At 42.1% G+C, this 24,783-nt stretch carries 23 protein-coding genes; 11 read left to right on the forward strand and 12 right to left on the reverse strand.

Annotation, left to right across the window (positions count from 1 at the left end; translation table 11 throughout):
- Positions 1-87: 87 nt before the first annotated feature.
- Positions 88-1,017 carry an AraC family transcriptional regulator gene (locus NQ536_RS04380; RefSeq protein ID WP_004848687.1) on the reverse strand — a complete coding sequence of 310 codons (930 nt, stop codon included), beginning with the start codon at positions 1,015-1,017 and terminating at the stop codon, positions 88-90.
- Positions 1,018-1,121: 104 nt separating this feature from the next.
- On the opposite strand from NQ536_RS04380, the gene NQ536_RS04385 reads away from it, so the two are divergent.
- From NQ536_RS04385 to NQ536_RS04400, 4 genes are all read left to right on the forward strand, one after another.
- Positions 1,122-1,883, forward strand: a complete 762-nt coding sequence (locus NQ536_RS04385; protein WP_004848689.1) for a response regulator transcription factor — start codon at positions 1,122-1,124, stop codon at positions 1,881-1,883.
- Positions 1,884-1,963: 80 nt separating this feature from the next.
- Positions 1,964-3,577 (forward strand): sensor histidine kinase, encoded by a 1,614-nt coding sequence (locus NQ536_RS04390; protein ID WP_004848691.1) that lies wholly within the window; start codon positions 1,964-1,966, stop codon positions 3,575-3,577.
- A gap of 149 nt (positions 3,578-3,726) precedes the next feature.
- Positions 3,727-4,269 carry an RNA polymerase sigma factor gene (locus tag NQ536_RS04395; protein ID WP_004848692.1) on the forward strand — a complete coding sequence of 181 codons (543 nt, stop codon included), beginning with the start codon at positions 3,727-3,729 and terminating at the stop codon, positions 4,267-4,269.
- 52 nt (positions 4,270-4,321) lie between these two features.
- On the forward strand, positions 4,322-5,422 hold the full coding sequence (locus NQ536_RS04400; protein WP_004848695.1) for a DUF4179 domain-containing protein: 1,101 nt from the start codon (positions 4,322-4,324) through the stop codon (positions 5,420-5,422).
- A gap of 313 nt (positions 5,423-5,735) precedes the next feature.
- Here NQ536_RS04400 and NQ536_RS04405 read toward each other — a convergent pair whose 3' ends face one another.
- The 7 genes from NQ536_RS04405 to NQ536_RS04435 all read right to left on the reverse strand — a co-directional run bounded on the left by NQ536_RS04405 (position 5,736) and on the right by NQ536_RS04435 (position 11,608).
- Positions 5,736-6,671 carry a thiamine pyrophosphate-dependent enzyme gene (locus NQ536_RS04405; protein ID WP_004848697.1) on the reverse strand — a complete coding sequence of 312 codons (936 nt, stop codon included), beginning with the start codon at positions 6,669-6,671 and terminating at the stop codon, positions 5,736-5,738.
- Positions 6,672-6,684: 13 nt separating this feature from the next.
- Positions 6,685-7,866: a transketolase C-terminal domain-containing protein gene (locus tag NQ536_RS04410; RefSeq protein ID WP_004848699.1), complete on the reverse strand. Its 1,182-nt coding sequence runs from the start codon at positions 7,864-7,866 to the stop codon at positions 6,685-6,687.
- Positions 7,867-8,169 (reverse strand): 4Fe-4S binding protein, encoded by a 303-nt coding sequence (locus NQ536_RS04415; RefSeq protein WP_004848700.1) that lies wholly within the window; start codon positions 8,167-8,169, stop codon positions 7,867-7,869.
- A complete protein-coding gene (locus NQ536_RS04420; RefSeq protein WP_044997663.1) occupies positions 8,169-8,744 on the reverse strand; it encodes a 2-oxoacid:acceptor oxidoreductase family protein in 576 nt (191 codons plus the stop codon). Before NQ536_RS04420 ends, NQ536_RS04415 begins: the two co-directional genes overlap by 1 nt.
- Positions 8,745-9,061: 317 nt before the next feature.
- A complete protein-coding gene (locus NQ536_RS04425; RefSeq protein WP_004848707.1) occupies positions 9,062-10,345 on the reverse strand; it encodes a sensor histidine kinase in 1,284 nt (427 codons plus the stop codon).
- Positions 10,345-11,109: a LytR/AlgR family response regulator transcription factor gene (locus NQ536_RS04430; protein ID WP_004848708.1), complete on the reverse strand. Its 765-nt coding sequence runs from the start codon at positions 11,107-11,109 to the stop codon at positions 10,345-10,347. Before NQ536_RS04430 ends, NQ536_RS04425 begins: the two co-directional genes overlap by 1 nt.
- Before the next feature lie 373 nt (positions 11,110-11,482).
- Positions 11,483-11,608: a hypothetical protein gene (locus tag NQ536_RS04435; protein ID WP_004848710.1), complete on the reverse strand. Its 126-nt coding sequence runs from the start codon at positions 11,606-11,608 to the stop codon at positions 11,483-11,485.
- A 135-nt stretch (positions 11,609-11,743) separates the two neighbouring features.
- On the opposite strand from NQ536_RS04435, the gene NQ536_RS04440 reads away from it, so the two are divergent.
- From NQ536_RS04440 to NQ536_RS04450, 3 genes are all read left to right on the forward strand, one after another.
- Positions 11,744-14,032, forward strand: a complete 2,289-nt coding sequence (locus tag NQ536_RS04440; RefSeq protein ID WP_004848713.1) for a hydratase — start codon at positions 11,744-11,746, stop codon at positions 14,030-14,032.
- 249 nt (positions 14,033-14,281) lie between these two features.
- Positions 14,282-14,920, forward strand: a complete 639-nt coding sequence (locus NQ536_RS04445; protein ID WP_022058892.1) for a sugar O-acetyltransferase — start codon at positions 14,282-14,284, stop codon at positions 14,918-14,920.
- Positions 14,921-14,932: 12 nt separating this feature from the next.
- A complete protein-coding gene (locus tag NQ536_RS04450; protein ID WP_044997666.1) occupies positions 14,933-16,318 on the forward strand; it encodes a hypothetical protein in 1,386 nt (461 codons plus the stop codon).
- A gap of 140 nt (positions 16,319-16,458) precedes the next feature.
- Here NQ536_RS04450 and NQ536_RS04455 read toward each other — a convergent pair whose 3' ends face one another.
- Both NQ536_RS04455 and NQ536_RS04460 read right to left on the reverse strand, forming a co-directional pair.
- Positions 16,459-17,415, reverse strand: a complete 957-nt coding sequence (locus tag NQ536_RS04455; RefSeq protein WP_004848721.1) for an SPFH domain-containing protein — start codon at positions 17,413-17,415, stop codon at positions 16,459-16,461.
- 86 nt (positions 17,416-17,501) lie between these two features.
- Positions 17,502-17,939: an NfeD family protein gene (locus tag NQ536_RS04460; RefSeq protein ID WP_004848723.1), complete on the reverse strand. Its 438-nt coding sequence runs from the start codon at positions 17,937-17,939 to the stop codon at positions 17,502-17,504.
- A gap of 281 nt (positions 17,940-18,220) precedes the next feature.
- On the opposite strand from NQ536_RS04460, the gene NQ536_RS04465 reads away from it, so the two are divergent.
- Complete coding sequence (locus tag NQ536_RS04465) at positions 18,221-19,873, forward strand: AI-2E family transporter (protein ID WP_004848725.1); 1,653 nt, start codon at positions 18,221-18,223, stop codon at positions 19,871-19,873.
- A gap of 70 nt (positions 19,874-19,943) precedes the next feature.
- On the opposite strand, the gene NQ536_RS04470 is transcribed toward NQ536_RS04465, so the two are convergent.
- Positions 19,944-20,129, reverse strand: a complete 186-nt coding sequence (locus NQ536_RS04470) for a DUF4250 domain-containing protein (RefSeq protein ID WP_004848728.1) — start codon at positions 20,127-20,129, stop codon at positions 19,944-19,946.
- 196 nt (positions 20,130-20,325) lie between these two features.
- Here NQ536_RS04470 and NQ536_RS04475 point away from each other — a divergent pair, with 196 nt between their 5' ends.
- Entirely contained in the window at positions 20,326-21,978 is a 1,653-nt protein-coding gene (locus NQ536_RS04475; RefSeq protein ID WP_004848730.1) for a putative polysaccharide biosynthesis protein, read from the forward strand.
- Positions 21,979-22,118: 140 nt separating this feature from the next.
- Here the strand turns inward: NQ536_RS04475 and NQ536_RS04480 are convergent, their stop codons facing one another.
- Complete coding sequence (locus tag NQ536_RS04480) at positions 22,119-22,910, reverse strand: transposase (protein WP_004848732.1); 792 nt, start codon at positions 22,908-22,910, stop codon at positions 22,119-22,121.
- A gap of 643 nt (positions 22,911-23,553) precedes the next feature.
- On the opposite strand from NQ536_RS04480, the gene NQ536_RS04485 reads away from it, so the two are divergent.
- Positions 23,554-24,195 carry a chromate transporter gene (locus NQ536_RS04485; protein WP_004848736.1) on the forward strand — a complete coding sequence of 214 codons (642 nt, stop codon included), beginning with the start codon at positions 23,554-23,556 and terminating at the stop codon, positions 24,193-24,195.
- Positions 24,195-24,767 (forward strand): chromate transporter, encoded by a 573-nt coding sequence (locus NQ536_RS04490; protein WP_004848737.1) that lies wholly within the window; start codon positions 24,195-24,197, stop codon positions 24,765-24,767. The genes NQ536_RS04485 and NQ536_RS04490 overlap by 1 nt, the downstream gene beginning before the upstream one ends.
- Positions 24,768-24,783 lie beyond the last annotated feature (16 nt).

Raw genomic sequence — 24,783 nt, forward strand, 5'->3', positions numbered from 1 at the left:
TTTGTTTGTATTTAGTAATTATCATATAAATGAGAAATACTATAAAAACAATATCACAGGAGTTGCATTATGACCTGTCAGCAATGGTTAAACTTTGTCGGGACGGATTTGTAGGAGAAGGTAATTTTGTTCCTTTTCTAATGATACATTGCTACACTCTAAGGTTACGTCAGGTACTATGTTATAATGAGAAAATGGTAGAAATTCTGTGTAAATTTTATACCAAAGTGACTGCTGCCCGGCAGGAGTAGTATCTGAACAGTCAAAACAGATCCATTCGCCGTCAGGAATGCTTGTTATCGAATAATCGGATATATTTAATCCGGAAATTTCTTGTTTTGTGATCATTCGTCCAAATGTGTAATTAAAGCATGAAATTTCATTATTGAACTTATCAATATTTATAAAATCATTTGATCTGTAACCGAATAAGCAGTTATTTGGTTTTTCGTTATTGGATTTAATTTCCATTAGTTTATCCCAGCTTTGACTGCAGCATTCTCTTGTAAACTTTGGAATCAGAACATTATTTTTCGCGGTATCGAGGCTTGTGAAAACCCTGGAATAACCAGCAATACACATGTTGTTGATCTTAACGATTCTGTAGTTGAGCATAGATCCCCCATCTGCTGTGACCCTTAATACAATCCGGGTGAAATTATGGAGGCCTGACTTGTTATTTCGAACATAAGATGGAGAGTTTCCATGAAAGCGTGTGAAAGCCTTCGTGAAACTTTCGGGTGTGTCATATCCATATTCAAGTGCAATGTCAGTCACCGTGCGGTTGGATGAAATGAGTTCTTCTCCAGCCAGGGAAAGCCGGCGGTTTCTGATATATTCCCCTATAGTATATCCTGTGATTAGATGAAATACTTTTCTGAAGTTGTCGGGAGAAGAGTAAGCCTGCCTGGCTATTGTATTTTGGTCTAATACTTCACCGTCAATAAGGTGAGTCTCAATATAATCAATTGCGTTAATAAGTCCTTCGGTCCAATTCAAATGGTTTTCTACCTCCATGTAATGTATGTATATCACTATAGCACATATTTGTAGTAAATTGTTATAATGGACATATGAAAGTCATATCGGTTTGTTAATATGCAGGTCAAGGAGGTGATGATGTGGAGAGAAATGACATAGAGGCGTCAATAAATGCCGCATATGCAGAAAAAAATTCGGAGACTTCAAAAATGGAAATGTTCGCTCTGAACAAGATATTGTTGGTGGAGGATGATATACACATAAGTGAGGTCATACATGACTACTTTGTCAGAGAGAGTGGAGGTCAGATGTATGTCGAGGTGGCGTATAATGGCGATGACGGATTGGACAGTTTCATGATGGAGACATTTGATCTTGTGCTGCTTGATATCATGCTGCCAGGGATGGATGGCTTTGCGGTGTGTCGTGAGATGCGCAGGAACAGTATGGTTCCAATATTATTTCTGACGGCTAGAGATTCCGAACGGGATATTATGCTGGGCTATGATCTGGGCTGTGATGACTACATAGTGAAACCATTTTCACTTGCAACTCTGTATGCCAAGTGCAAGGCGCTTATCAAGAGATCCAAGGGGACTGACAGCAATGGAGAGCTGGTATGTGGAGCGATAAGTATGAATCCGTCAAGATATATGACGAAGGTAAATGGCGTGGAGGTCGATCTTGCACCAAAGGAGTTTGCTATTCTGAAGATACTTCTTGAGAATAAGGGAAAGGTTATCACAAGAGAAAGACTGCTCGTTGATATCTGGGGTTATGATTATGAAGGAAGCGACAGATGCGTGGATAATCATGTAAGAAAGCTCCGGGCAGGTATAGGCAGTGCAGGAAAGCAGATAAAGACTGTGATAGGCAAGGGGTATCAGGTGAAAGAAATATAATTTATATCAGGCAAGAAATGATGATAAAAATGTCTGTATTAGAAAGCCTGGATTAGAATGTAAAAAGGGAGAAAAACGATATGACTGATAAAAAGAATAACAATAAGAAATATACATCGGCAGTAAGACGTGAGCTTAAGCGTATAGTGAGGCGAAAACTTTGGCAGGGTCTTCTGGTTGCTGTAGTTATGGTTATGCTGATGACCATAGCAGCACTAGGATTATTGATTATAGTAAATTATAATCAGAGGTCAGAATTTGACAGCAATGTGAGTTCTGTGTGTAATGGAATGTACCGATTGATAAAAAGTGGTGAGGGTGATCAGCAAATACGTGAAGACATAGAAGATATACTTGCCAAATGTAATACACCGGGTTTTGTATCGAAGGTGTACAGATACGACAATGGTGTGGAGCTGTCGGGCTATGATGCAAAGTTTGAGGATGAAACAGATTTTGAAGATGAAGAGCAGGCGGATGATATGTCTGGAGCTGATGGTGAAATGACGGAAAATGTGCCAGAATCAGAGGTGGCACAGGATAGCTCATTGACAGACCGGGAGGAAGATATAAAGCCTGGTGATACATTTGTGGAAAATGGAATAACCTACGAATGGGCATCCACGGATGAAGGAATAACCGCTGTGAAAGTGAAGTCAGATGAATATATATATGAGGATGTAAGATCTGCTGAGGAGGTATACCGTGACTATGTTGCGATGGGATATGACGATGTAGACTATGCGAATATTGACAAACAGTATGAGTGTTCCAGAGAGTATCTTGACAGCGTATTTGAACGGGAGGGTATGAATAATGCCACCGATCACGAAGAAAGTATCTTGTGGAGAGGCTACTTCTACAGAGGGAGAACGCTGACAGTAGGAGAAAATGATTATTACGTTGTATCAGCAATGTATGAGAATCCGTTTACAGATCCGGATATGAAGTTGCTAAAAATTCTTATGTATGTATCTCCAATGTTTTTTATCTGCTGTGTGGTAGTACTTATGATATCATACAGAAAAAAGAAAAAAGAGATAATAGCTGACGAGAGCCGCAGAAACCTGATAGCAGCCATTGCTCATGATGTCAGAGGTCCGGTCACAGCTATATCGGGATATGCGGAAAATCTGCAGCAGATAGCAAAGGATTCCGAGTCCAGACATTACACAGATTCCATTTTGGACAATGTAGCATATATAAATGAGATGATAACAGGAATGCTGTCGTATATGAGACTTGAAAACACCATGACTATAAAAAAAGAAAACGTGGAATTGGATAAGTTAGTAAGTCAGGTGACAGACAGATATATGGTGGATTTTGAAAACAGAAATATAGAGTGTGAGGTAAAAGGACATGCAGTCATTCAGGCGGATTTACGACTTATTGAGCTGCTTATTGATAATCTTGTGATGAATATGGCAAAATATGCCGCTGATGACAGCCATGCGAGCATTGAGATAGACGATGACCAGATCGTATTTTCAAATAAAATGGCTTGTGCTATAGACTGTGAGCCGTCAGAACTCTGGGAACCGTTAAAGAAAGGAAACACAGCGAGAACAGGACACACTGGAAATGGACTTGGACTTTCGATAGTCAGAAAGATAATGGGGTTGTCAGACCTTACAGGAGAGATAACTATCCAAGATGGGAACTTTATAGTCGAGATTGTTTTTAAAAAGTGAAAGACTATAATATAATATATATTATCTGTGATAAAGTTATGGGGCTATTCAATGAAGACTGGATAGCCCTTATTTGTGCAAAAAAATAATATATTATGAAACCGTTTTTGACAGTAATCCCACTACTTTAGTGAAAGGAGGTAAGAGATTTGACCGGTCAGCATAGCAGCAATGTAAAAGAGCATTTTGAAGAAATCTATGAAAAAACCAAACGCAGTGTGACACTGTTCCTGATTTCAAGATGTAAAAGTTTCGATGATGTAAACGATGTACTGCAGGAAGTGTATATGGAGTATTTTAGAATATTACAGAAGAAAGGGATAGCTTATGTCAGGGATGAGGAACCATTTCTGATCTCGCTTTGCAAAAAGAAACTTTCATCATATTATTCATTCTGGGACAGAATAGCAAACCGGACATCGATAGATATATCGGCTGAATCTGAACTGAATGAACAAAGCGTTTATGAAGAGGAGAGCAGTGTGGAGGATGATTTTTACAGGGAGGAAATGCTACATGATGTTAAAGAGATATTGAAACGGCAGCCAGACTGTGTACAGAAGATTTTTTATCTGTATTACTCAATGGAACTTTCTGTAACAGAGATATCCGGACTGCTGCACATGAAACCACAGACCGTGAAGAACAGGTTATTCCGGACAAGAAAATTAATAAGGGATTCATTGAGATGATGCATAAATTGGATATGATATCAAAGGGCGTGTCAGGAATGGAGGTGCGATTATGAACGAAAAGGATTTCTTCAAGGAAGCAACAAAGGAGATGATTGTGGATTTGAAAGGAGTGGATATGAATAATATACATAAAGAGATGAAAGTAAAATCAGGGAAAAGGCTGCACATATCAGTATATAGTAAAGCTGCGGTAATAATCATAGTGTGTGTTATCTCACTGGGTACGGTAGGCGTTGGCGCCAGCGCATTATATCACAGATGGAGCGATGGAATAAGAGACAAATACCAGATATCATCGGGAGACACAGAAAAATATGAACAGTCCGGACTGGCGAGTTTTCCGGGGGAAGACTCCGATGTAAATGCAGTTACACAAGATGGAGTAACGATATCCGTGGCACAGACCATAGTGGATAATTACTTTGCCTATGTGGCGCTTAAGGTTGAAGGCTTTGCCATAGAGGATGGACAGACTCCCGGATTTGGCATACATACCTGTACCTTAAATGGAAAAGCAATAGGGAGCTTTAGCAGCTTTTATGCGGAGAAGGTTCTTAATGAAACCGGTAAGGTAGCAACAAGAGATGGCGAACTGATACAGAACTATGAGCTTGAAGATGGCAGTATGGAGTATCACATTCTTTTGGATTCAGAAGGAACAAAAGGATTTCTAGGTGGCAAAAAGATATCGATAGAACTGGGAAATCTGGGAGTGTATGATGATAGCCTGGGAATACAGACTGAGAACGGAGGAACATGGAAATTTGAATGGACGCTTAGCGGAGACAGTACATCCGTGATCCGAAAGGTCCATACAGTTCTTGAAAATACAGGAGCGGTAGTCACAGAATGCGAAATTTCCCCAATTTCAATTAGAGCGGTAATTGACATAAGTAATGCAAAACATATAAAGAATGACGAGTTATATGCAGTTCTTTCAGGCGTAAAATTAAAAGATGGAACTATCCTCACGCATATTACAGATGCCGGAACCGGCAGTTTATTAAAAAATGGAACATATCAGATTCTATTTTCGACAGACCGAATATTGGACGTAGATCAGGTAGAGAGTCTGCTGTTTCAAAAAACATCAAAATGCGAGGGCAGCACATACACCATCGAAGACTTATACGAAGTGCCATTCAGATAAGCAAATTGACGATGGTCAATAATTAAAGAAAAAGATTAGGTACACTAAGAATTTGCAGACAAATAAAAGTAAGAGAATTAGTTGTATAAAGAATTATTTTATATTAAAACAAGAACAGAAAGAAAGCCCCCCGGGGTATATATAGCGATCGGTAGTGCAGTCGACTGAGTTTCAGCGCTTCTTGCTAAGGCGAAGCGCGCAACGCCCTTATCGCGTGCGTAGCCGCATGCAGATAGAAACAAGCTGAAACGAAGGAAGACAAACGTGATCGATTATATACCCCGGGTGGGCTTTCTTTCGTCCGTCATACAACTTAATTCTTAGAACATCTATACAGCAGATCCTCCCAACGACGGTCAACCTCCTGCTGATACTGAACGAGGAGGTGCTCGTTCTCAGGCTTGAACAGGTGCTTGAACCTGCCCTGCGTTCTCAGGAAGTCCTCGATAGGAAGCTTCTTCTTAGGAGAGTAGGAGAGGATCCATTTGCCCTCGATAACCTCGAACAGAGGCCAGTAACATGTCTCGACTGCCAGCTTGCAGATGTCCATGATCTTCTCTGTAGGGTATCTCCATCCTCTAGGACATGGAGACATGACGTTGAGGAAAGCTGCGCCAGGTGTGTAGATAGCCTTCTCAGCCTTCTCGTAGAGGTCACGCATGTTGCCGAGAAGAGTAGACTGTCCAACATATGGGATGTCGTGTGCAGCCATGACCTGGGCGAGATCCTTTCTGTTCTGCATCTTACCATTTGACTGTGAGCCTACTGGTGTGGTTGTTGTGTCAGCATACATAGGAGTAGCTGATGAACGCTGGATACCGGTGTTCATGTATGCTCCGTTGTCATAGCACACATATACCATGTCATGTCCACGTTCCATGGCACCTGACAGTGACTGAAGTCCGATGTCATAAGTTCCGCCATCACCGCCAAATGTGATGAATTTGTATGTGTCATCTATCTTGCCTTTTTTCTTCAGAACGTTGTACGCTGTCTCAACACCGGAGAGGGTAGCGCCTGCGTTCTCAAATGCATTGTGTATGTAGCTGTCCTCGTATGCTGTGTAAGGATACATGAAGGTTGAAACCTCAAGACATCCTGTGGCGTTACCGATGACCGCCTTGTCGCCCTCGTGAAGGGCGCGGAGTACAGTTCTGACAGTGATAGTACCACCGCAGCCTGCACACATTCTATGACCTGGAGCAAGACGCTCAGGCTTGTTCATTACTTCTTTAAAATTATATGCCATTTCATCTTACCTCCTACTGTCTAAGTCCTATGTACTGATACTGAGGGATCTCAGCATCGTTCTCGATCATGTCCTCAAGCTGTGCAAATACGCCTTTTGCGCTCTCCACAGTGTAGTCACGACCGCCGAGACCGTAGATGTAGCTGACAGCCCTTGTGGTTGCCTGAATGTCATACAGGTGCTCCTTAACCTCTGCTGAGAGAGGTCCGCCGCCTGCTCTGAATCCTTCCGATCTGTCAAGGATTGCCACAGCCTTGGTGTGGGCGAGAGCCTTTGCAATCTCCTCACCAGGGAATGGTCTGAACACTCTAATCTTAAGAAGCCCGACCTTCTTGCCTTCGTTTCTCAGTTCATCTATAGCTTCCTTTGTTGTTCCGGCAGCAGAACCGATCATAACGATGGCGTAGTCAGCGTCGTCAAGTCTGTACTCCTCAAAGAATCCGTAGTGACGGCCTGTCATCTCCTCGAATTCCTTTGCAACGTCAAGAATAACCTGCTTTGCATTCTTCATGGCAGTGTTCTGAGCCATCTTAGTCTCCATATAGTAAGGAGATGTGGCGTAAGGACCGACAGCCATAGGCATCTCAGGATTTAACAGATACTGCTCAGGGGTGTATTCACCTACAAACTTCTTTACGAGATCATCCTCGATGAGGGTGATGTTTTCAACGGCATGGCTTGTGATGAAACCATCCTGACATATCATGATAGGAAGTCTGACATCCTTGTGCTCAGATATTCTGTATGCCTGAACAAAGTTGTCATATGCCTCCTGGTTGTTCTCTGCGTATATCTGAAGCCAGCCTGTATCACGTGCGCCCATACTGTCTGAGTGGTCACAGTTGATGTTGATAGGACCGGAGAGTGCTCTGTTTACAAGTGCGAGGGCAAGTGGAAGACGATTGGACGCTGCCACGTAGAGCTCCTCCCACATGAGAGCCATACCACATGATGATGTGGCTGTGAGTGTACGGCAGCCGGCAGCCTCTGCGCCGATCGCTGCACTCATGGCACTGTGCTCACTCTCTACCGGTATAAATTCTGTATCGATCTCTCCATTGGAGATAAATGTTGAAACGAACTGAGGTATCTCAGTTGAAGGTGTTATAGGAAATGCAGGCATAACATCCGGATTGATCTGCTTTATAGCATGTGCCACAGCCTCATTTCCTGAAAGACGTTCTCTTATAGCCATTTATTTGCCCTCCTTCATAGTGATTGCTCCGAATTTGCACTGGTATGCGCATATACCGCAGCCCTTGCAGTGCTCCAGGTCAAATGCGAGACGCTTGCCTGATACGACCGGAATGCATGAATCCGGACAGACAGGTGCGCACAGAAGACAGTGTACGCATTTGCTCTCGTCTAGGACAGGGGTTGAAGTCCTCCACTCACCTGTGTTAAATGCCTTGGATGTGCCACCGCCGTATACGTGGTTTCCAGGTGTGAGCTCTGTCCATTTGCTATTGTCATGTATCTTGCTTATATCTGTTCTCATTACTTCATTACCTCCCTGAAGGCGAGCTTTAATGCTTCCATGTTGCCTTCGATAACCTCTGGTTTCTTGGCAAATTTGTGCTGATATGACTGTCTCATATCTTCGAGGAAAGGTCCCTCCTCCATGATTCCACTGACAGCAACGATGGCTGCAAGCATAGGAGAGTTAGGGAAATTCTTGCCGAGAGTCTTCAGAGAGATCTCCTTGGCATCAAGTGTGTATACCCTGCCCTTGTAACCCTTGAGCAGTGGACGGACCTCGTCCGGAGTCTTAGGTGTATTTATAATGATGGCGCCATCCTCGGCGAGACCTGCAGTCACATGTACAGGTTCGATCAGAGATTCGTCTACAACAACCACATACTGTGGCTCGTAAATGTTGGAATGTACTCTGATAGGTTCACTGCTGATCCTGTTGTAAGCAGTGATAGGTGCGCCCATTCTCTCTGGACCATACTCAGGGAATCCCTGAACATATTTACCTGTTTTGAATGCCACATCTGCGAGGAGCAGGGCAGCAGTCTTGGCACCCTGACCACCACGTCCGTGCCATCTGATTTCGATAGTATCTTTCACTTTTACATCTCCTGTCAAAAATTTCTCATTAAGTTCCATTTAATAGGAAAAATAATCCTTTTGATTATACCATTTATATATAATAAGTAAAGAATAAAATTAAGGATGTGTAGGTGAATACAGAAAAAATTAACGAATAATGGGGGATACACCTGAAAATGTTAGATATTGACGGGCTGTGCAACATAAAATCATAAACAACAGGGAAGAAAGTGATAAAAATACTGCATGTGTATATATGAAAGAGATCATCGCCAACAAAAAAGACAGCTATGGGATCAACCCATAGCTGTCTAAAATGTTCATAAAAGCGATATTTACAATCTGACCAGAAAATGAATACAAGTCTGTCCGTCTACTGTCTGATTGTCGAGAAGGATCTCACCGTCATATTTTTTAGTGAGTTGTTTTAACTTATAAAGACCTATCCCCCTTGAATATCTGCCATCCCTCAGCGGCTTTGTCGAGTAGCCTTTGGTGAAGAAATCCCTTCGCATGGTGGCGGTGAGTGTAGGCCCTGCATTGAGAGTCTCAATGGATGTCTTCGTTCCATCTGAGTCGATCACTATTTCTATATGTCCTCCATCCTCGGTGGCATCAAATGCATTGTCTACCAGAATACTCATCGTATCTAGGAGTTCGAACTCAGCAGCCTTTGATGTGAGAGTTGAATTCTTGACATTTATATTGAGATCTATATCTCGTTCCTGGGCAAGGTTCATCTTGCTGAACAGAAATCCGGCGATCAGTTTCATGTTGATCTTCAGAAGGTAGGAATTTTTTATAACATGATCGCTGCATGAAGTATCAAGTTCCTTTGCCAGAGCGGCAGAGAGTGATTCATAATCGGTGTAGCTGATTGGCAGCATACTTATTGCCTGAAGCTCGTTGCTGTAATCGTGCTGTCTCATTCTAACCTGATCAATAAGCTCCTCTATAATAGGAAGATACTGTTCATATGACTGCAGCTGCTTCTGGGACTCCCTGAGACTTAAGTAGTTCTTGTACATTCCAGCGTACAGAATGAGGATAAGTATGGTTGTAAACAGGAAAGACATAAACACATTCATGAAATCTTTAGGTGATATACGCTGGTATAAAACAATGGAGACCATGAAGGCAAATACAGCGAGTATTATATTCCTGAAAACCTGGTTTTTTATGATGAGGGTTTCATACAGCTTATTCATGTGTCCGAATTTGTACAGCAAAATAGCTATCACAAGAGCCATACTTTCAGTTACATATGTTGATGTATTGGTGAAAGGGTTGTCTGTGAATTGCATGATGACAACCATCTGTATAAGGTTCAGCACTGTCATGATTATAAGCGCCAGTGCATAGCCCGTTATGATCTTCATTGGCGGATAACGGAAGACCAGGGAGTAGAATACAAAGCAGTAGATGTATGATATCAGTGTGAATATTAACAAGGAGTCTGTAACTGTGGCAATCAGAGAGACTGGTAAAGTCAGCAGAAGCAAAGGTGGAAGTCTCTTTGCTATCTGGGAAAATTTTACATTATATATCGCCATCAAGAATACTAAAAATACAAAGGTATCAAACAGTATCTTGGAAAGAAAATCAAAATATGCAGCCATTATCTGTTCTCCAAATATTTTTCTGTTTCTGTTTTATATTTTCTGCCGATCGGTATGGAGCCCTGAACTCCAGACAGCATCAAAAGACAGTTTGCTCTATCGTAGCTGTGTATGAAGCTGGGAGTAAAATAGTAACTCCTATGGCATCTGACAAGAGGAATATCAGGCTTTTCCATCAACGTGTCAAATGTAGAATTTGTTACAATAAAGTCACCGTTTACTGTGAAAATGTGTTTGTGGTGTCCCTCGGATCTAACAAAGATAATATCCTGAGGAATCACATGGAACAAGATTCCCTGTATATCTTTGAGCTGTAATTTAGTCGGAACGGATTCTGAACCGTGCATTACATTGTTTATGGCCGACACGACTTCATCACTGTTGTACGGTTTTGAAAAATAGTATCGGCAGTGATATTTGTTTATTACATCAAGACTTGGGTTAGTTACGTCCGTTATAAATACGACAGGAGTGTCTTTGTGCTCAGGTTTGCGCCTGAGATAGGAACACACGTCAAGTCCACTTTTGCCATCTCCAAGGTTGATATCAAGCATAAAAAGGTCAAATTTAGAGGAGTCGATGATGGCTGTGGCTTCATTGAAGCACGATGCGGTGAATACAGAAAACGCTGGATAGTGTTCGGCGATTATATGATTCAGGCCGCTGCGCTGTATAGCGTCATCTTCAACAATAAGTATATTCATTGAAATCGGTGATTGTTGGTTCATATCGTTGTTCATATCAGTGTTCATATCAGTGTTCATTGTAAGGTTCCTCTGTTGTAACTGAAATATAAAAATTTATATAATAAATATGTTTTTTTCTTTAGTTAACTATAGTATTTTAACATACAATATTGGTATTATACAATAGGTAGAAAATAAGTATATGTATTTTATGCACAAAAATATTTGCTGTTCACGTCGATAGACACGTCATTCGTGTCGATTTTTGCCTGACCTATTGGAAAATGTATACAAATCGGATAATATTGTAAGCACAGGATAATTGACTCTGAGGGGAGATTGATTATAAAGTGTCAGAAGATGTATGCGGTGTGCAGTGGTTCCTGTAAAAAGGGCTGTTGTACAGCATATGTGATCTGACGCACACTACCATTTCAGATGGCTGTTCAAGCTACTTGATATGGTATAGCCATTTATCTATCGTAAGAAGCTGCTGCAGATTACAGACATCTGTGGCAGCTTCTTTTTTGTTCTGGCAATAGAAAAAGCGGCCAATCATACCTCTAAGTACCATCATATGCGTTACTGACACATAATCCTGTTTAAAAAATCAATGGAATATGGTATCATGTAAAGAAGCATGGGGTTTTGTATACATGAAGGACAGTAATCCCAACTAAAAAGACAAAAAGCTATTACCAGGAGGAAGAGTATGATTAAATTATTTGACAATGGTGCTTATCTTTTGCATGGCACAGAGCTGGTTGAGGATAATGCTGAGGCTGGTGCAGTCCTTGCATCAAAGATCGGCAGCGTTCCATCAAAGGAAGAGGCATCCAAGAACACACTTGCCTATGGAATATTGGAGAAGCACAACACATCAGACAACATGGACAATCTCAAGATAAAGTTTGATAAGATGACTTCCCACGATATAACATTTGTTGGAATCATCCAGACAGCCAGAGCGTCAGGACTCAAGGAATTTCCTATACCATATGTACTTACAAACTGCCACAATTCACTGTGTGCAGTAGGCGGTACCATCAATGAGGATGATCATATGTTTGGTCTTTCCTGTGCGAAGAAATTTGGTGGTGTGTATGTACCACCTCATCAGGCTGTTATACATCAGTTTGCCCGTGAGATGCTTGCTGAATGTGGAGCAATGATCCTTGGATCAGATTCTCATACACGTTACGGCGCTCTTGGTACCATGGCTATAGGAGAGGGCGGCGGTGAGCTTGCAAAGCAGCTCCTGTGCAAGACATACGATGTTGCAAAGCCGGGCGTTATCGCGATCTATCTTGATGGAGAGGTACAGAAGGGAGTAGGTCCTCAGGATGTGGCGCTTGCCATCATCGGAGCAACATTTGGATGCGGATATGTCAAGAATAAGGTTATGGAGTTTGTCGGCCCTGGAGTTGATAAGCTTTCAGCAGATTTCCGTATCGGTATCGATGTAATGACAACAGAGACGACCTGTCTGTCATCCATATGGAAGACAGATGACAAGATAAAGGATTGGTATGATATCCACGGCAGAAGTGAGGCATACAAGGAGATGAATCCTGGAGATGTTGCTTACTATGACGGAGTTGTATATGTTGACCTGTCAACAGTTAAGCCGATGATAGCTATGCCATTCCATCCAAGCAACACATATACCATCGATGATCTGAATGCCAACCTCATGGATATTCTCGATGATGTTGAGAAGCGTGCACTTGTAAGCCTTGATGGCAAGGTAGATTTCACACTTAAGGATAAGGTGAGAGATGGCAAGTTGTATGTAGAGCAGGGAATCATCGCCGGATGTGCCGGTGGTGGATATGAGAATATCTGCGATGCTGCCGATATACTCAGAGGCAAGAGCATAGGAGCTGATGAGTTCACACTTTCAGTATATCCTGCAAGTACGCCTATATATATGCAGCTCGCAAAGAACGGAGTCCTGGCAGATCTTATCGAGACAGGCTCTATCGTTAAGACTGCGTTCTGTGGACCTTGCTTTGGTGCCGGTGACACACCTGCCAACAACGCATTCTCCATCAGACATTCAACAAGAAACTTCCCTAACAGAGAGGGATCAAAGATACAGAATGGTCAGATATCATCTGTTGCACTTATGGATGCTCGTTCGATCGCAGCAACAGCAGCCAACAAGGGATACCTGACATCAGCAACAGACCTTGCAGATATAGAGTACACACATCCAAAGTATTTCTTCGACAAAGCTATATACGACAGAAGAGTTTACAACGGTGTCGGCAAAGCTGATCCATCAGTTGAGATCAAGTTTGGTCCAAACATCAAGGACTGGCCTGAGATGGTTCCACTTACAGACAACCTTCTCCTGAAAGTAGCATCAGTTATACATGATCCTGTAACTACAACTGATGAGCTTATCCCATCAGGAGAGACTTCATCATACAGATCAAATCCTCTTGGTCTTGCAGAGTTCACATTGTCGAGAAAGGATCCTGAGTACGTTGGAAGAGCAAAGGCTATTCAGGCGGTTGAGAAGGTTCGTGAGGCTGGAGAGTGCATGGGTAAGGCATTCCCAGAGGTCAAGGAAGTTATGCATGCTATCAAGGAGAAGTTCGAGGATGTATGCGGTAGCAATACAGGAGTTGGAAGTACCATATATGCTGTTAAGCCAGGTGACGGTTCAGCTCGTGAGCAGGCTGCATCATGCCAGAAGGTACTCGGCGGATGGGCAAACATTGCAAAGGAGTATGCTACCAAGAGATACAGATCAAACCTTATCAACTGGGGTATGCTTCCATTTGTCATAGACAAGGACTTTGATTTTGACAATGACGACTATGTATTCATTCCTGGCGTCAAGGATGCAGTGAAGAACAAGACAGAGGTTATCAAGGCTTATGTTGTGAACAAGAATTTTGCTGAGATAGAGCTTAGACTTGGAGAACTCACAGATGATGAGAGACAGATCATCACAGACGGCTGTCTCATCAACTACTACAAGTACAACTAATTTATATATTATATATGGTGCCGAGTGCGCCATGTATGTACATTTGCAGATTATGTATATTTTCAGATAATGTATATACGACGAGATAACAGGCATCATCATTGTGTGCATTTGCGCGGATTGGTGGTGCCTGTTGTTATTCATATAGCCTGTGTGATCCTGAGACGATGATGCACAATGGCGAAGACGAAAGGATTTGCATCGTGTCGGGGTTGCCAAGACAAAAATAAAATACAGGAGGTTTTTATAATGAGTAAATCAGAGATGGAAAAGATGCACACATGTGAGCTTTATCTTCCGGGTGACGAGGACATCGCCAGAGAGCAGATAAAGTGCCTGGACAGATTGTATGATTTCAATATGACCAGACCAACGGAGATGGTCAAGAGGCAGCAGATGCTTAAGGAGATGTTTGAGGAGATAGGAGACAACTGCTATATAGAGCCACCACTTCATGCAAACTGGGGCGGAAAGTTTGTGCATTTTGGAAATAACATATATGCCAACTTCAACCTGACAATGGTGGATGACACGCACATATATGTTGGAGACTATACAATGTTTGGTCCGAATGTCACACTGGCTACGGCGGGACATCCGATAGACGCAGATCTCAGAAAACAGGGATATCAGTACAATGCACCTATAACAATAGGCAAGAACTGCTGGATAGGTGCAGGAGTTACGATACTTCCGGGGGTAACTATAGGTGATAACACCGTCATAGGAGCTGGAAGTATGGTTGCAACGGATATTCCATCGAATGTGGTTGCTGTCGGAAACCCGTGTAAGGTTCTTCGTGAGGTAAATGAGCGAGATGCAAAGTATTACTTCAAAGATCACAGGATCGACTTCTTCCAGTACAACAACGTAAGTAAGAATGACTGATGAGGTGAATGAGTGAAGGTTATATGCAAAAGCTGCGGTAAAAAATTCGATCCTGAAAAGACAGGACATATGTGTCCGAGATGCGGTTCATGGTATGTGGAGAAAAACATAGATGGGCAGTTTGAAAGCGGAGCAGCCTCGGCAGATGCCGGTGATTACAATCAGGATCAGACATCATATACTGAAGACAAGAATAAACAGTATGGAAACGTGCACAGCGAGTGGTTCAAGAAGAAAGAAAAAGACGTACTCGATAATGAAAAGAGAATGGAAAAAGTCTGCATGATAATTATCATTGTATTTTTCCTGATAATAAGTTTGGGGACCGTTTATTCGGCGCTCACGTCAGATCATGACAAAAGTCTTGGGTTTGATGAAGAATCAGAAGACGAATATGAGGATACAGATGATGAAATATACAGTGGCGATGGGAATTATTATGTTGATAGTATCCCAGTCAAAGGATATGCATTTGGAGACAAGATGGTGAATGTGGATCCTGATGGAAATGCGGCGTGGTTGACGATCGATTCAGTGAAGCCTATAGATCTGGAAGATGCCGATATTCCCGAAGGATATGTAGTATATGACATGGAATATGAGATGGATGCTCCGGATGATGGGGATTCAGATGCAGAGGATATGTCAGACGGAGGGGATTATTTTGATGTATATCTCAGATCAAAATCCTGTATGATGTTGGAACCTATGAGTCAGGAGAACATAGACATTTTGGTGTCATATGATGGATATGCAGATGCCAATGACATATCAGAAGTAGTGGATGCTGATCATGGGCATATGTACTTTATGGTCAGGTCAGGCGATTACGGGTATATGGTTGTATATTGTCAGAATGATGATCCTGATTTATTTGAAGGTAAGTCTAGTCCTATAAATAATATATATGTGGTAGGTGAGAAGGCTGATGCGTCGGTTTGGTATGATGTGAGTAAGCTTGACACTCCTAAAGGAAAGTTATACAAACTATACGATGGAGAGTATGGACAGAAAATTGAGAATGATAAGAAATATACTCTTCCCGGTGGGGCGGAAATTACCACTGATGAGATAAGTTATCTGAGTGGAGTAGACTTTGATTATGACAGTTATGACTATTATCTGGTGAGCGATATACTGTTAAATCACGGCGCGAGAATAGGAAGCTTTGACATTGTGGTTATAGATACGGGCAGCGATACGGATCCAATAAAGAGAACGATTTCTTATGGCGAATATACAGATGACGCCCTTACTCCAATGTCTGTGGTGTATCAATATATTGTGTACGGTATTCCGAAGGGACAGGATAAGATTATAGATGTTACATATGAATTTGGATCAGTGTGGGATGAACTGCAGCATGAGAGCGGAAGACTGCCGGTTCCGGAGCAATAATATTATATATGATGCTATATAGATGAAGGATTATTTATAATATCCTGAATGATATACAGATGAAGTTATAAGAAAAGGCATACATGGACGGTACAGTGAAATGTACTGTCATGTATGCCTTTTGTGATTAATCTCTTTGCTTACTGCTTTGATATAGCAGCTGCTTCAGTGCTCTTGGCAACCTCTACGATAGAAGAGGTGAGACCTGCGATTCCCTGGATCTCGGATGGAATGATGATCTTGGTAGCCTTGCCGTCTGCAGCCTTTGCGAATGCTTCGAGGCTCTTGAGTGTGATAACCTGATTTGATGGCATTGATTCATTAAGAGCTCTGATACCATCTGCATTTGCCTGCTGTACAGCGAGTATAGCCTGTGCCTGACCTTCAGCTTCCTTGATAGTTGCTTCCTTCTTAGCTTCAGCACGAAGGATCTGGGATGCCTTCTCGGCCTCAGCTTCGAGGATAACTGACTGCTTGTTACCTTCTGCGATGAGGATGGCTGACTTCTTCTCACCTTCGGCACGAAGGATCTGCTCACGTCTCTCACGCTCTGCCTTCATCTGCTTCTCCATTGCATCCTGAATAGCTGCAGGAGGGATGATGTTCTTGAGCTCTACTCTGTTGACCTTGATTCCCCAAGGATCAGTAGCCTCGTCAAGCGTAGCTCTCATCTTGGTGTTTATTGTCTCTCTTGATGTAAGTGTCTGGTCAAGTTCAAGATCACCGATGATGTTACGAAGAGTTGTGGCTGTCAGGTTCTCAATGGCCATGATAGGATTCTCAACTCCGTAGCTGAAAAGCTTTGGATCTGTGATCTGAAAGAATACGACAGTATCGATTCTCATTGTAACGTTATCCTTGGTGATAACCGGCTGTGGTGCAAAGTCAACAACCTGCTCTTTGAGAGTAACCTTTTTTGCAACCTTGTCAATGACAGGCATCTTCATGTGAAGTCCAACAGACCATGTTGCCTGATATGTTCCAAGTCTCTCAATTACATAGGCATGTGCCTGTGGCACGATCTTGATCGTACTGCAGATAACAACGATTACGATCAGACATAAAATAATAATTAGTGCTGTTCCAATTCCGTCCATATTAATCTCCTTAATAATTAAAATAGTGTGTGAATAAGTAATAAAATAATGTACATCAAAGACATGCTGGCCTTTTTTGCTCTCCGTTACCGGTCTGCCTGCTCAACAATAGCTTTTACGCCGGATATCTCGCAGATTACAACTTCGGTACCTGTTGGTATGATATTGTTGCTTTTGGATCTTGCTGTCCATTCAACCCCATTAATCATAACCTGACCTTTTGACTTGAGATTGTCTATATCATCGGATACGATCACGTGTTTGCCGATGAGACTCTCTACGTTGGTTTTTACCAGTTTGTTGTCAAGATGTTTCTTGGCAATAGGCCTCGTTGTGAAAAAGAGAATGGTTGTTACAACAAGAAATACAACAATCTGTAGCGGTAATGAACCGCCGAAAAACGCGATGATCATGGCAACCAGTGCGCCACCGCAGGCCCAGATAGTTGTGAGTCCGAGCGATATGATCTCAACAATGAGACATACGGCAAATATTATAAGCCAGGTTACAATCTCCCAATTCATATAGAACACCTCCCTTGTGTAGGAAATCCTGATATGCGATAAAACTCGCATTGCCCTTGGCTAGTTTCCATTTTACTAGAAAAATAATTACTAAACAACATAAATATTCTGAATATACAATCCTTTAAAGTGCATTATATGCACGAATTATAAAATTATTAGGAATAAATAATAAAGGCTTGGTTAAATATGTGTAAGCTGTCTTGCACCATTCGGTAAAAACAAATATAATAAAAAAGCGGTTGCCGGGACTTTCCGGTGAGCCGTACACAAGCTTATGGATGGGAGAGAAAAAGGTGGCGGCAAATAACAAAAAGAGACGAATCTTAAATATAAGCCTGGCGGTTATAGGAATAATCGTCGTGGGACTTTTATTTAACAAGATACTTGAACAGTGGGCAGGCTTTCGGGCGATAATAGATAAAATCTCAGGCGCATTTGCACCAATTATAGTGGGTGCGGTCATAGCGTTTCTTATGAATCCGGTACTTGTATTTTTTGACAGGCTTTTTCATACGATATTTCAGGACAAAGTTATCACGGATAAGAAGAAACTGTTTAAGGTATCAAGAACACTGTCGGTTATACTCACAACTATAGTATTTCTGGGAATCATAACTGGTGTAGTATGGCTTGTGGTGCCACAGCTCTATGACAGTATCAAGCAGCTGGTTGGCAATATGGATAATTATTATTCCAACCTGCAGAATATGGTGGAGAATATCAATGAGAAATTCCAAAAACTCAATATCCCTGAGGATGAGCTGAACAAGTATATGAATACAGCATATCTGAAGCTGCAGGACATGTTGAACACAAAGATCATGCCTAATGTAGACAAGATCGTGGTGAATATAGGAAGCGGGGTATTTTCCGGATTGAAGTTCCTGTATAATTTCCTTATAGGTATAGTGGCTTCTATATATGTGATGGCAAATAAGGAATATCTAGCATCAAGGGGAAAGAAGATCATATATGCTGTGTTCAAGGTAAAGAATGCGAATAATATCCTCGATGGTCTTTCAGAGATGTACAGGATTTTTGGACAGTTTATCAATGGCAAAATACTTGATTCACTTATAATTGGAATGATAATGTTTATAGTTTCTACAATACTCAATCTGCCATATGCAGTGCTGATAAGTGTTATTGTGGGAGTGACAAATGTTATACCATTCTTTGGGCCGATCATAGGAGCTATACCTTGTTTCTTTATCGTACTTATAGCCGATCCGATCAAGAGTCTGGTGCTGCTTCTTGTTATACTCATATTGCAGCAGTTTGATGGGAATATTCTTGGACCGAAGATCATTGGTGATACCACAGGACTTTCAAGTTTCTGGGTACTTACCGCGGTTATTGTGGGTGGAGGCCTGTTTGGATTCTTTGGAATGCTCCTGGGCGTTCCTGTATTTGCGTGCTGTTATATGTATATTAACAGGACATGTACTGCAAAGCTGCAGGATAAGAACCTGGCATTCAAGACCTCTGAGTATGAGAAGATAAAGAGGATTGATGAGGAGACGGGTGAACCGATATACAGGACAGAAGAGGAAGAGGACATAAGATTCAAGAAAAAGACTCCAGAACAGAAACAGGAAGAGCGTGAGAATAAGAGGAAGCTCAAGCAGAAACAGCATATGCTTCAGTATCCATCAGATCTACCTGATGATGAATACTCAAAGAAAGAGCCTGCACAGAATATAGATGATCAGGATGGTGATGAAGATGAGTCCGATGATGATCCGATCAGTATCCTTGATAAATTCATGCATGTTATGAAGAGCGTTGCCAGCAGGGCGGATGCTGAAAAGCTAGCAAAAAATATTGTGGAAAATGATGAAAGTACCGGGCGTGATCCAGATGATACTGGAAAGCAAACTGCTGGAGAAGATCAGACTGAGGATACCGGAGCCGGAGATCCACACAAATAAAAAAGAATATCAATACGGGGAATAAAGTCTGAGTCTCTGTATTACATAAGATAAAAGAACAGATTTGCTTTTACACAAATCTGTTCTTTTTTTCATCGTATGAATAATCTATGGTTGCAAGCTTTTTCTTTACACCATCCGCATCAACGCATAGAGAACTGCACAATTCGTCAAGGCTTGGATAATCGTCTCTGAGCTTTGTGTTGATGAAACTGAGAAGGACCATGGGATCCTTTGGGAGTGATGAATATTCCATAGTAAAATACCTCCTTGTGGTATATTGCGTCATAATATATGAAGTGATTATAAATATTATGGTTGAATTAGCAGCATAAAATTGGTATATATATAGTTTGTGGAAATTGTTCAGTGGCGCATATGCGTGACTTGGTCATGCATGCAACACTTGAATTTTACAATATAGATATAGAAATGGCAATAAGGAGTTAAATATGAGTACAAACACTGGTGCGGAAAAGAAAGGCAAGCTATCAGGAAAAGGAAGTAATCTGGCACTTCAGGCGGGGATTCTGGCTGGCGCTGGAATCGTGTCAAGGATCATAGGTCTGCTGTACAGATCCCCTCTGTATCAGATACTTGGAGATGAAGGAAATGGGTATTATGGATCAGCATATGCCATATATGCAATGGTCATCATGATAGCGACATATAGCATCCCAACTGCGGTATCGAAACTCGTCGCAGGCAAGATAGCAATGGGACAGTACAAAAGTGCCAGACGTATTTATTATTGTACATTTATATATGTAGTGATAGCAGGAGCTGTGGCGGCACTCATCACATACTTTGGTGCTGAGTGGTTTGTCAGTGATCAGCCAAATGCTGTGCTCAGTCTTAAGATACTTGCACCTACCATATTTATATCAGGATTCCTAGCCATATTCAGAGGATATCTGCAGGCATACAATACCATGGTGCCTACATCTATATCCCAGATCATAGAGCAGCTTGTGAATGCCGCGGTAAGTATAATTGCAGCGTACATGCTTGCAAGACCATTTGCTGCGGGAACCACAGAACATGCAAAGTACGGATCTGCGGGAAGTGCCATGGGTACAGGTGCCGGAGTCCTTGGGGGATTGATATTTATACTGTTCGCATATGCGAAGAGAAGAAAAGGCATCATGGAGTCTGTGAAAATGGATACAAGCCCGGACACAGAATCCTATGGAAAGCTGTTTAGAATCATCATAGCAACAGTCACTCCAATCGTGGTGGCTGCGGTGGTGTACAATGTATTGACCCCTATAGATATGAAGGTATTTTATGTTGTCATGAAGATGAAGGGAATGGATTCGCTGGAAATGGCGAAATTGTACGGTATTTATTCTGGACAGTACACGGTCCTCACGAACCTTCCGCTTGCCATAGCAGCTTCAGTAGGAATCGCATACATTCCTGGAATATCAGGGGCGTATGCACAAAATGATATGAAAAAGACGAACAGACTTCTCAATCAGGCACTCAGTATGTCTATGCTTGTCACGATACCATGTGCCGTTGGAATGGGAGTTCTGGCAAAACCAATCATACAGCTCCTGTTTTCGGGAGCAGATCCGATGGCGGCTAAGTGTATGTATCTTGGATTTATATCCATCGTGTTCTTTGCACAGTCCACTGTGACAAACAGTGTGCTTCAGGCGATGGGCAAGGTGATGGCGCCGGTTATCAATGCCACACTTGCACTGGTGATACATGTGGTTGTCCTTGTGATCATGTTGTATTGTACTGACTGGGCACTGTATGCTCTGGTTCTAGGTTCCATAGTAAATTCACTGCTCATATGTATATTTAACCAGCGTTCACTTACAAAGTACAAGACCGGCAGGATGGACAACAGGAGAATATATGTTGCACCGACTATAGCATCTATCTTCATGGGCGTTGTCACGATCATTGTATATGAGGGCTGCCGAAAGCTTATCGGCAACTGGGTCATCTCAATGTTTGTTGCTGTATTTGTGGCGATAATATTCTATGCGGTGGCTATTCTCAAAGTCGGAGGCTACACTGAAGAGGAGCTCCTCAACATGCCAAAGGGAGGCCTCATCGTAAAGTTTGCGAAGAAATTCAGACTATTGTAAGTATCAGGGACGTTCCTTTTGTACCGACGAGTGTCCCCTTGTACCGACGAGTGTCCCCTTGTACCGACGAGTGTTCCTTTGTACCGACGAGTGTCCCCTTGTACTGACGGGTGTCCCTTGTACCGATGAGTGTCCTCCTGTCAAGGCTGAGGTTTGCTGTTGTGAGGCATGCCCTCTGTTAAGGTTCGCTGGATGATTCCTTTAGACGTGCCCGTGAGACGGTTCAGCTGTCTGATAGAAATACCTTGTTCGTGCAAAAGAGCAAGGTGTTTTTTCTTTTCTAAAAGGGGCAGTGATTGAAAATCGGTAATAGTATGGCATCCGGTTTCTTTGATAATTAGCTCTTTTGCAACATCATCTGGGAGCCTTTTGGTAAGTTTATGAATGTCTAGGCAATCGGCTTCTTCAGTTTCTCGATGAAATGTTGTAAATGCCTTCGAACCACCAATTAGATTGTTTATCAGTCCGATATCTACCAATGCCGAATTCCCTGACAGGTAACTGTAGATACTGCTCCAGGGGTAAGACTCGCCGGGAAAAGCTTCTATGCCAGTTTTGTACGGATTTTGGTGTATGTAGCGGACTACAGTGAGAAGGTATCGTTCATCGTTAACAGGTTCACTGTAATATCTGCCTTGCTGTAGGAAACCGGTTCTATCATATTTCATATTAAACCAAACCGCATAACGCGTGTTAATGCGGCGAAATACAGTCGCCAGTGGGGTGTTAGAGGTATGTATGAGAAGATGAACGTGATTAGACATCAGACAATATGCATAGATTTCAAATTGGCATTCTTTTTTGTAATAGCTCAGGATATCCAGGTATTTGTCATAATCATTCTTTTCTTCAAACATTTGCTGCCGGTCTGCTCCGCGAATTACAACGTGGTAAATGTTTGATTCAGATATAGCTCTTGGTTTTCTTGGCATAAAAGGACCTCCTCCAAAGTGATAAAATGTGATGTGTACAGTGTGGAAAAAATAAATGTTAAAATGTGATTCATGAAAACACGGTCATCAAAAATATAGCCATCAAAAACCAACCACGATAAGACAAAAAACAGTTATAAAGAGGTAATTGTTGAAAAATTGAAATGACTATGGGTTTCGTATAACATGATTCATATAATATCATTCATATGAAAATGGATTTGATTAGATACGATAGCTTAACGATCGTTTAAGAAAATCAAAACATATAATATTATACTATATTTTGAAAAGAAGTAAAGCGCTTTGTAGAAGCATATGATAGAATGTATCAGGGACGTTCCTTTTGTATCGGAATGTATCAGGGACGTTCCTTTTGTATCGGAGAGTGTCCCCTGTCATGCGAAAGGTGAAAACTCGATATGGGGCAATAAAAGGAGTAAAGTTGACATAATTGTTTGAGAGAACCATACGTGCAATGTCTGCGACAGAAGATGATAAAAAAGTATGATGCAGAAGATGGCAGATGTCAGTTGCAAAAATATTTAGACGAAAATTATTTAGACTTGATTAGGAATATATATCTAATGTGGGACAGAGGGACGCTCCTCGTTACAGAAGGAACGTCCCCTAGGGATTAATTATGGAAAAAGAAAAAAGAAAGGGCAGGACCCTTTTAAAGATATTAATAACAACATTATATCTGAGCACCTTTACCTTCGGGGGTGGATACGTCATCGTGTCTCTTATGAAGAAAAAGTTTGTGGATGAAACTCACTGGATAGAGCAGGATGAGATGCTCGATCTTGTAGCTATAGCACAGTCGTCGCCTGGGCCTATCGCAGTAAATGGATCGATAGCGGTGGGATATAAATTGTGTGGTATAGCAGGGGCATTGGTGGCGATAGTCGGAACGATCATTCCGCCATTTGTTATCATATCCATCATATCTTACTGTTACAGCGCGTTCAGGAGCAATTGGATGATAAGCCAGATGCTGGAGGGGATGCAGGCAGGTGTTGCTGCGGTTATCGCATCCGTCACATATGATATGGGAGCAGACATAGTAAAGCAGAGGGATGATCTGGGGGTATTGGTCATGATAGCTGCATTTGTTGCATCCTACATATTGGAGATAAATGTCGTGTTCATAGTAATTGTCTGTGGACTTGTCGGTGTTTGTAGAGGACAGCTTGAGAAAAGAAGAGGGCGTGGGCATAAAAAGACAGAGGATACCTCTGACGAAAATCCTGAAAAACGCTCAGGCAAAGGGGGGATGGAATAATGATCTATTTGCAGTTGTTCCTAAGTTTCTTCCAGATAGGACTTTTCAGTTTTGGCGGAGGTTATGCCGCCATGCCGCTTATACAGGGACAGATAGTGAAAATACATGGGTGGATGACCATGTCAGAGTTCACGGATTTGATCACTATATCCCAGATGACTCCGGGACCTATAGCTGTCAATTCGGCGACATTTGTGGGGCTACGGGTGGCCGGATATGCCGGTGCGGCGATTGCCACGCTCGGATGTGTACTCCCTTCATGTATTATTGTAACGGTCATAGTCAGGCTGTATCTGAAATATCGCAAGCAGGATGTTCTTCAGGAGTTTCTCGGCGGTATAAGACCGGCTGTTGTGGCTATGATCGCGTCAGCGGGAGTTTCGATATTCGTGACGGCGGTCTGGACTGGTATCGATATGATAAGTCTCGCAGGAACTAAGTGGAATCTTGTGGTGATATTTGCAGTGAGTGTTGTTCTGCTCAGAAAATTCAAACTGAATCCGGTGTGGGTGATGCTGCTTTCCGGTGCGATGCAGGTGCTGTGTGAAGTGGGGACGTTTCTTTTGTCATGAAAAACGTCCCCAAAGG

The organism is Coprococcus eutactus, from assembly GCF_025149915.1.
In the GTDB taxonomy this organism is placed as follows: Bacteria; Bacillota; Clostridia; order Lachnospirales; family Lachnospiraceae; genus Coprococcus; species Coprococcus eutactus.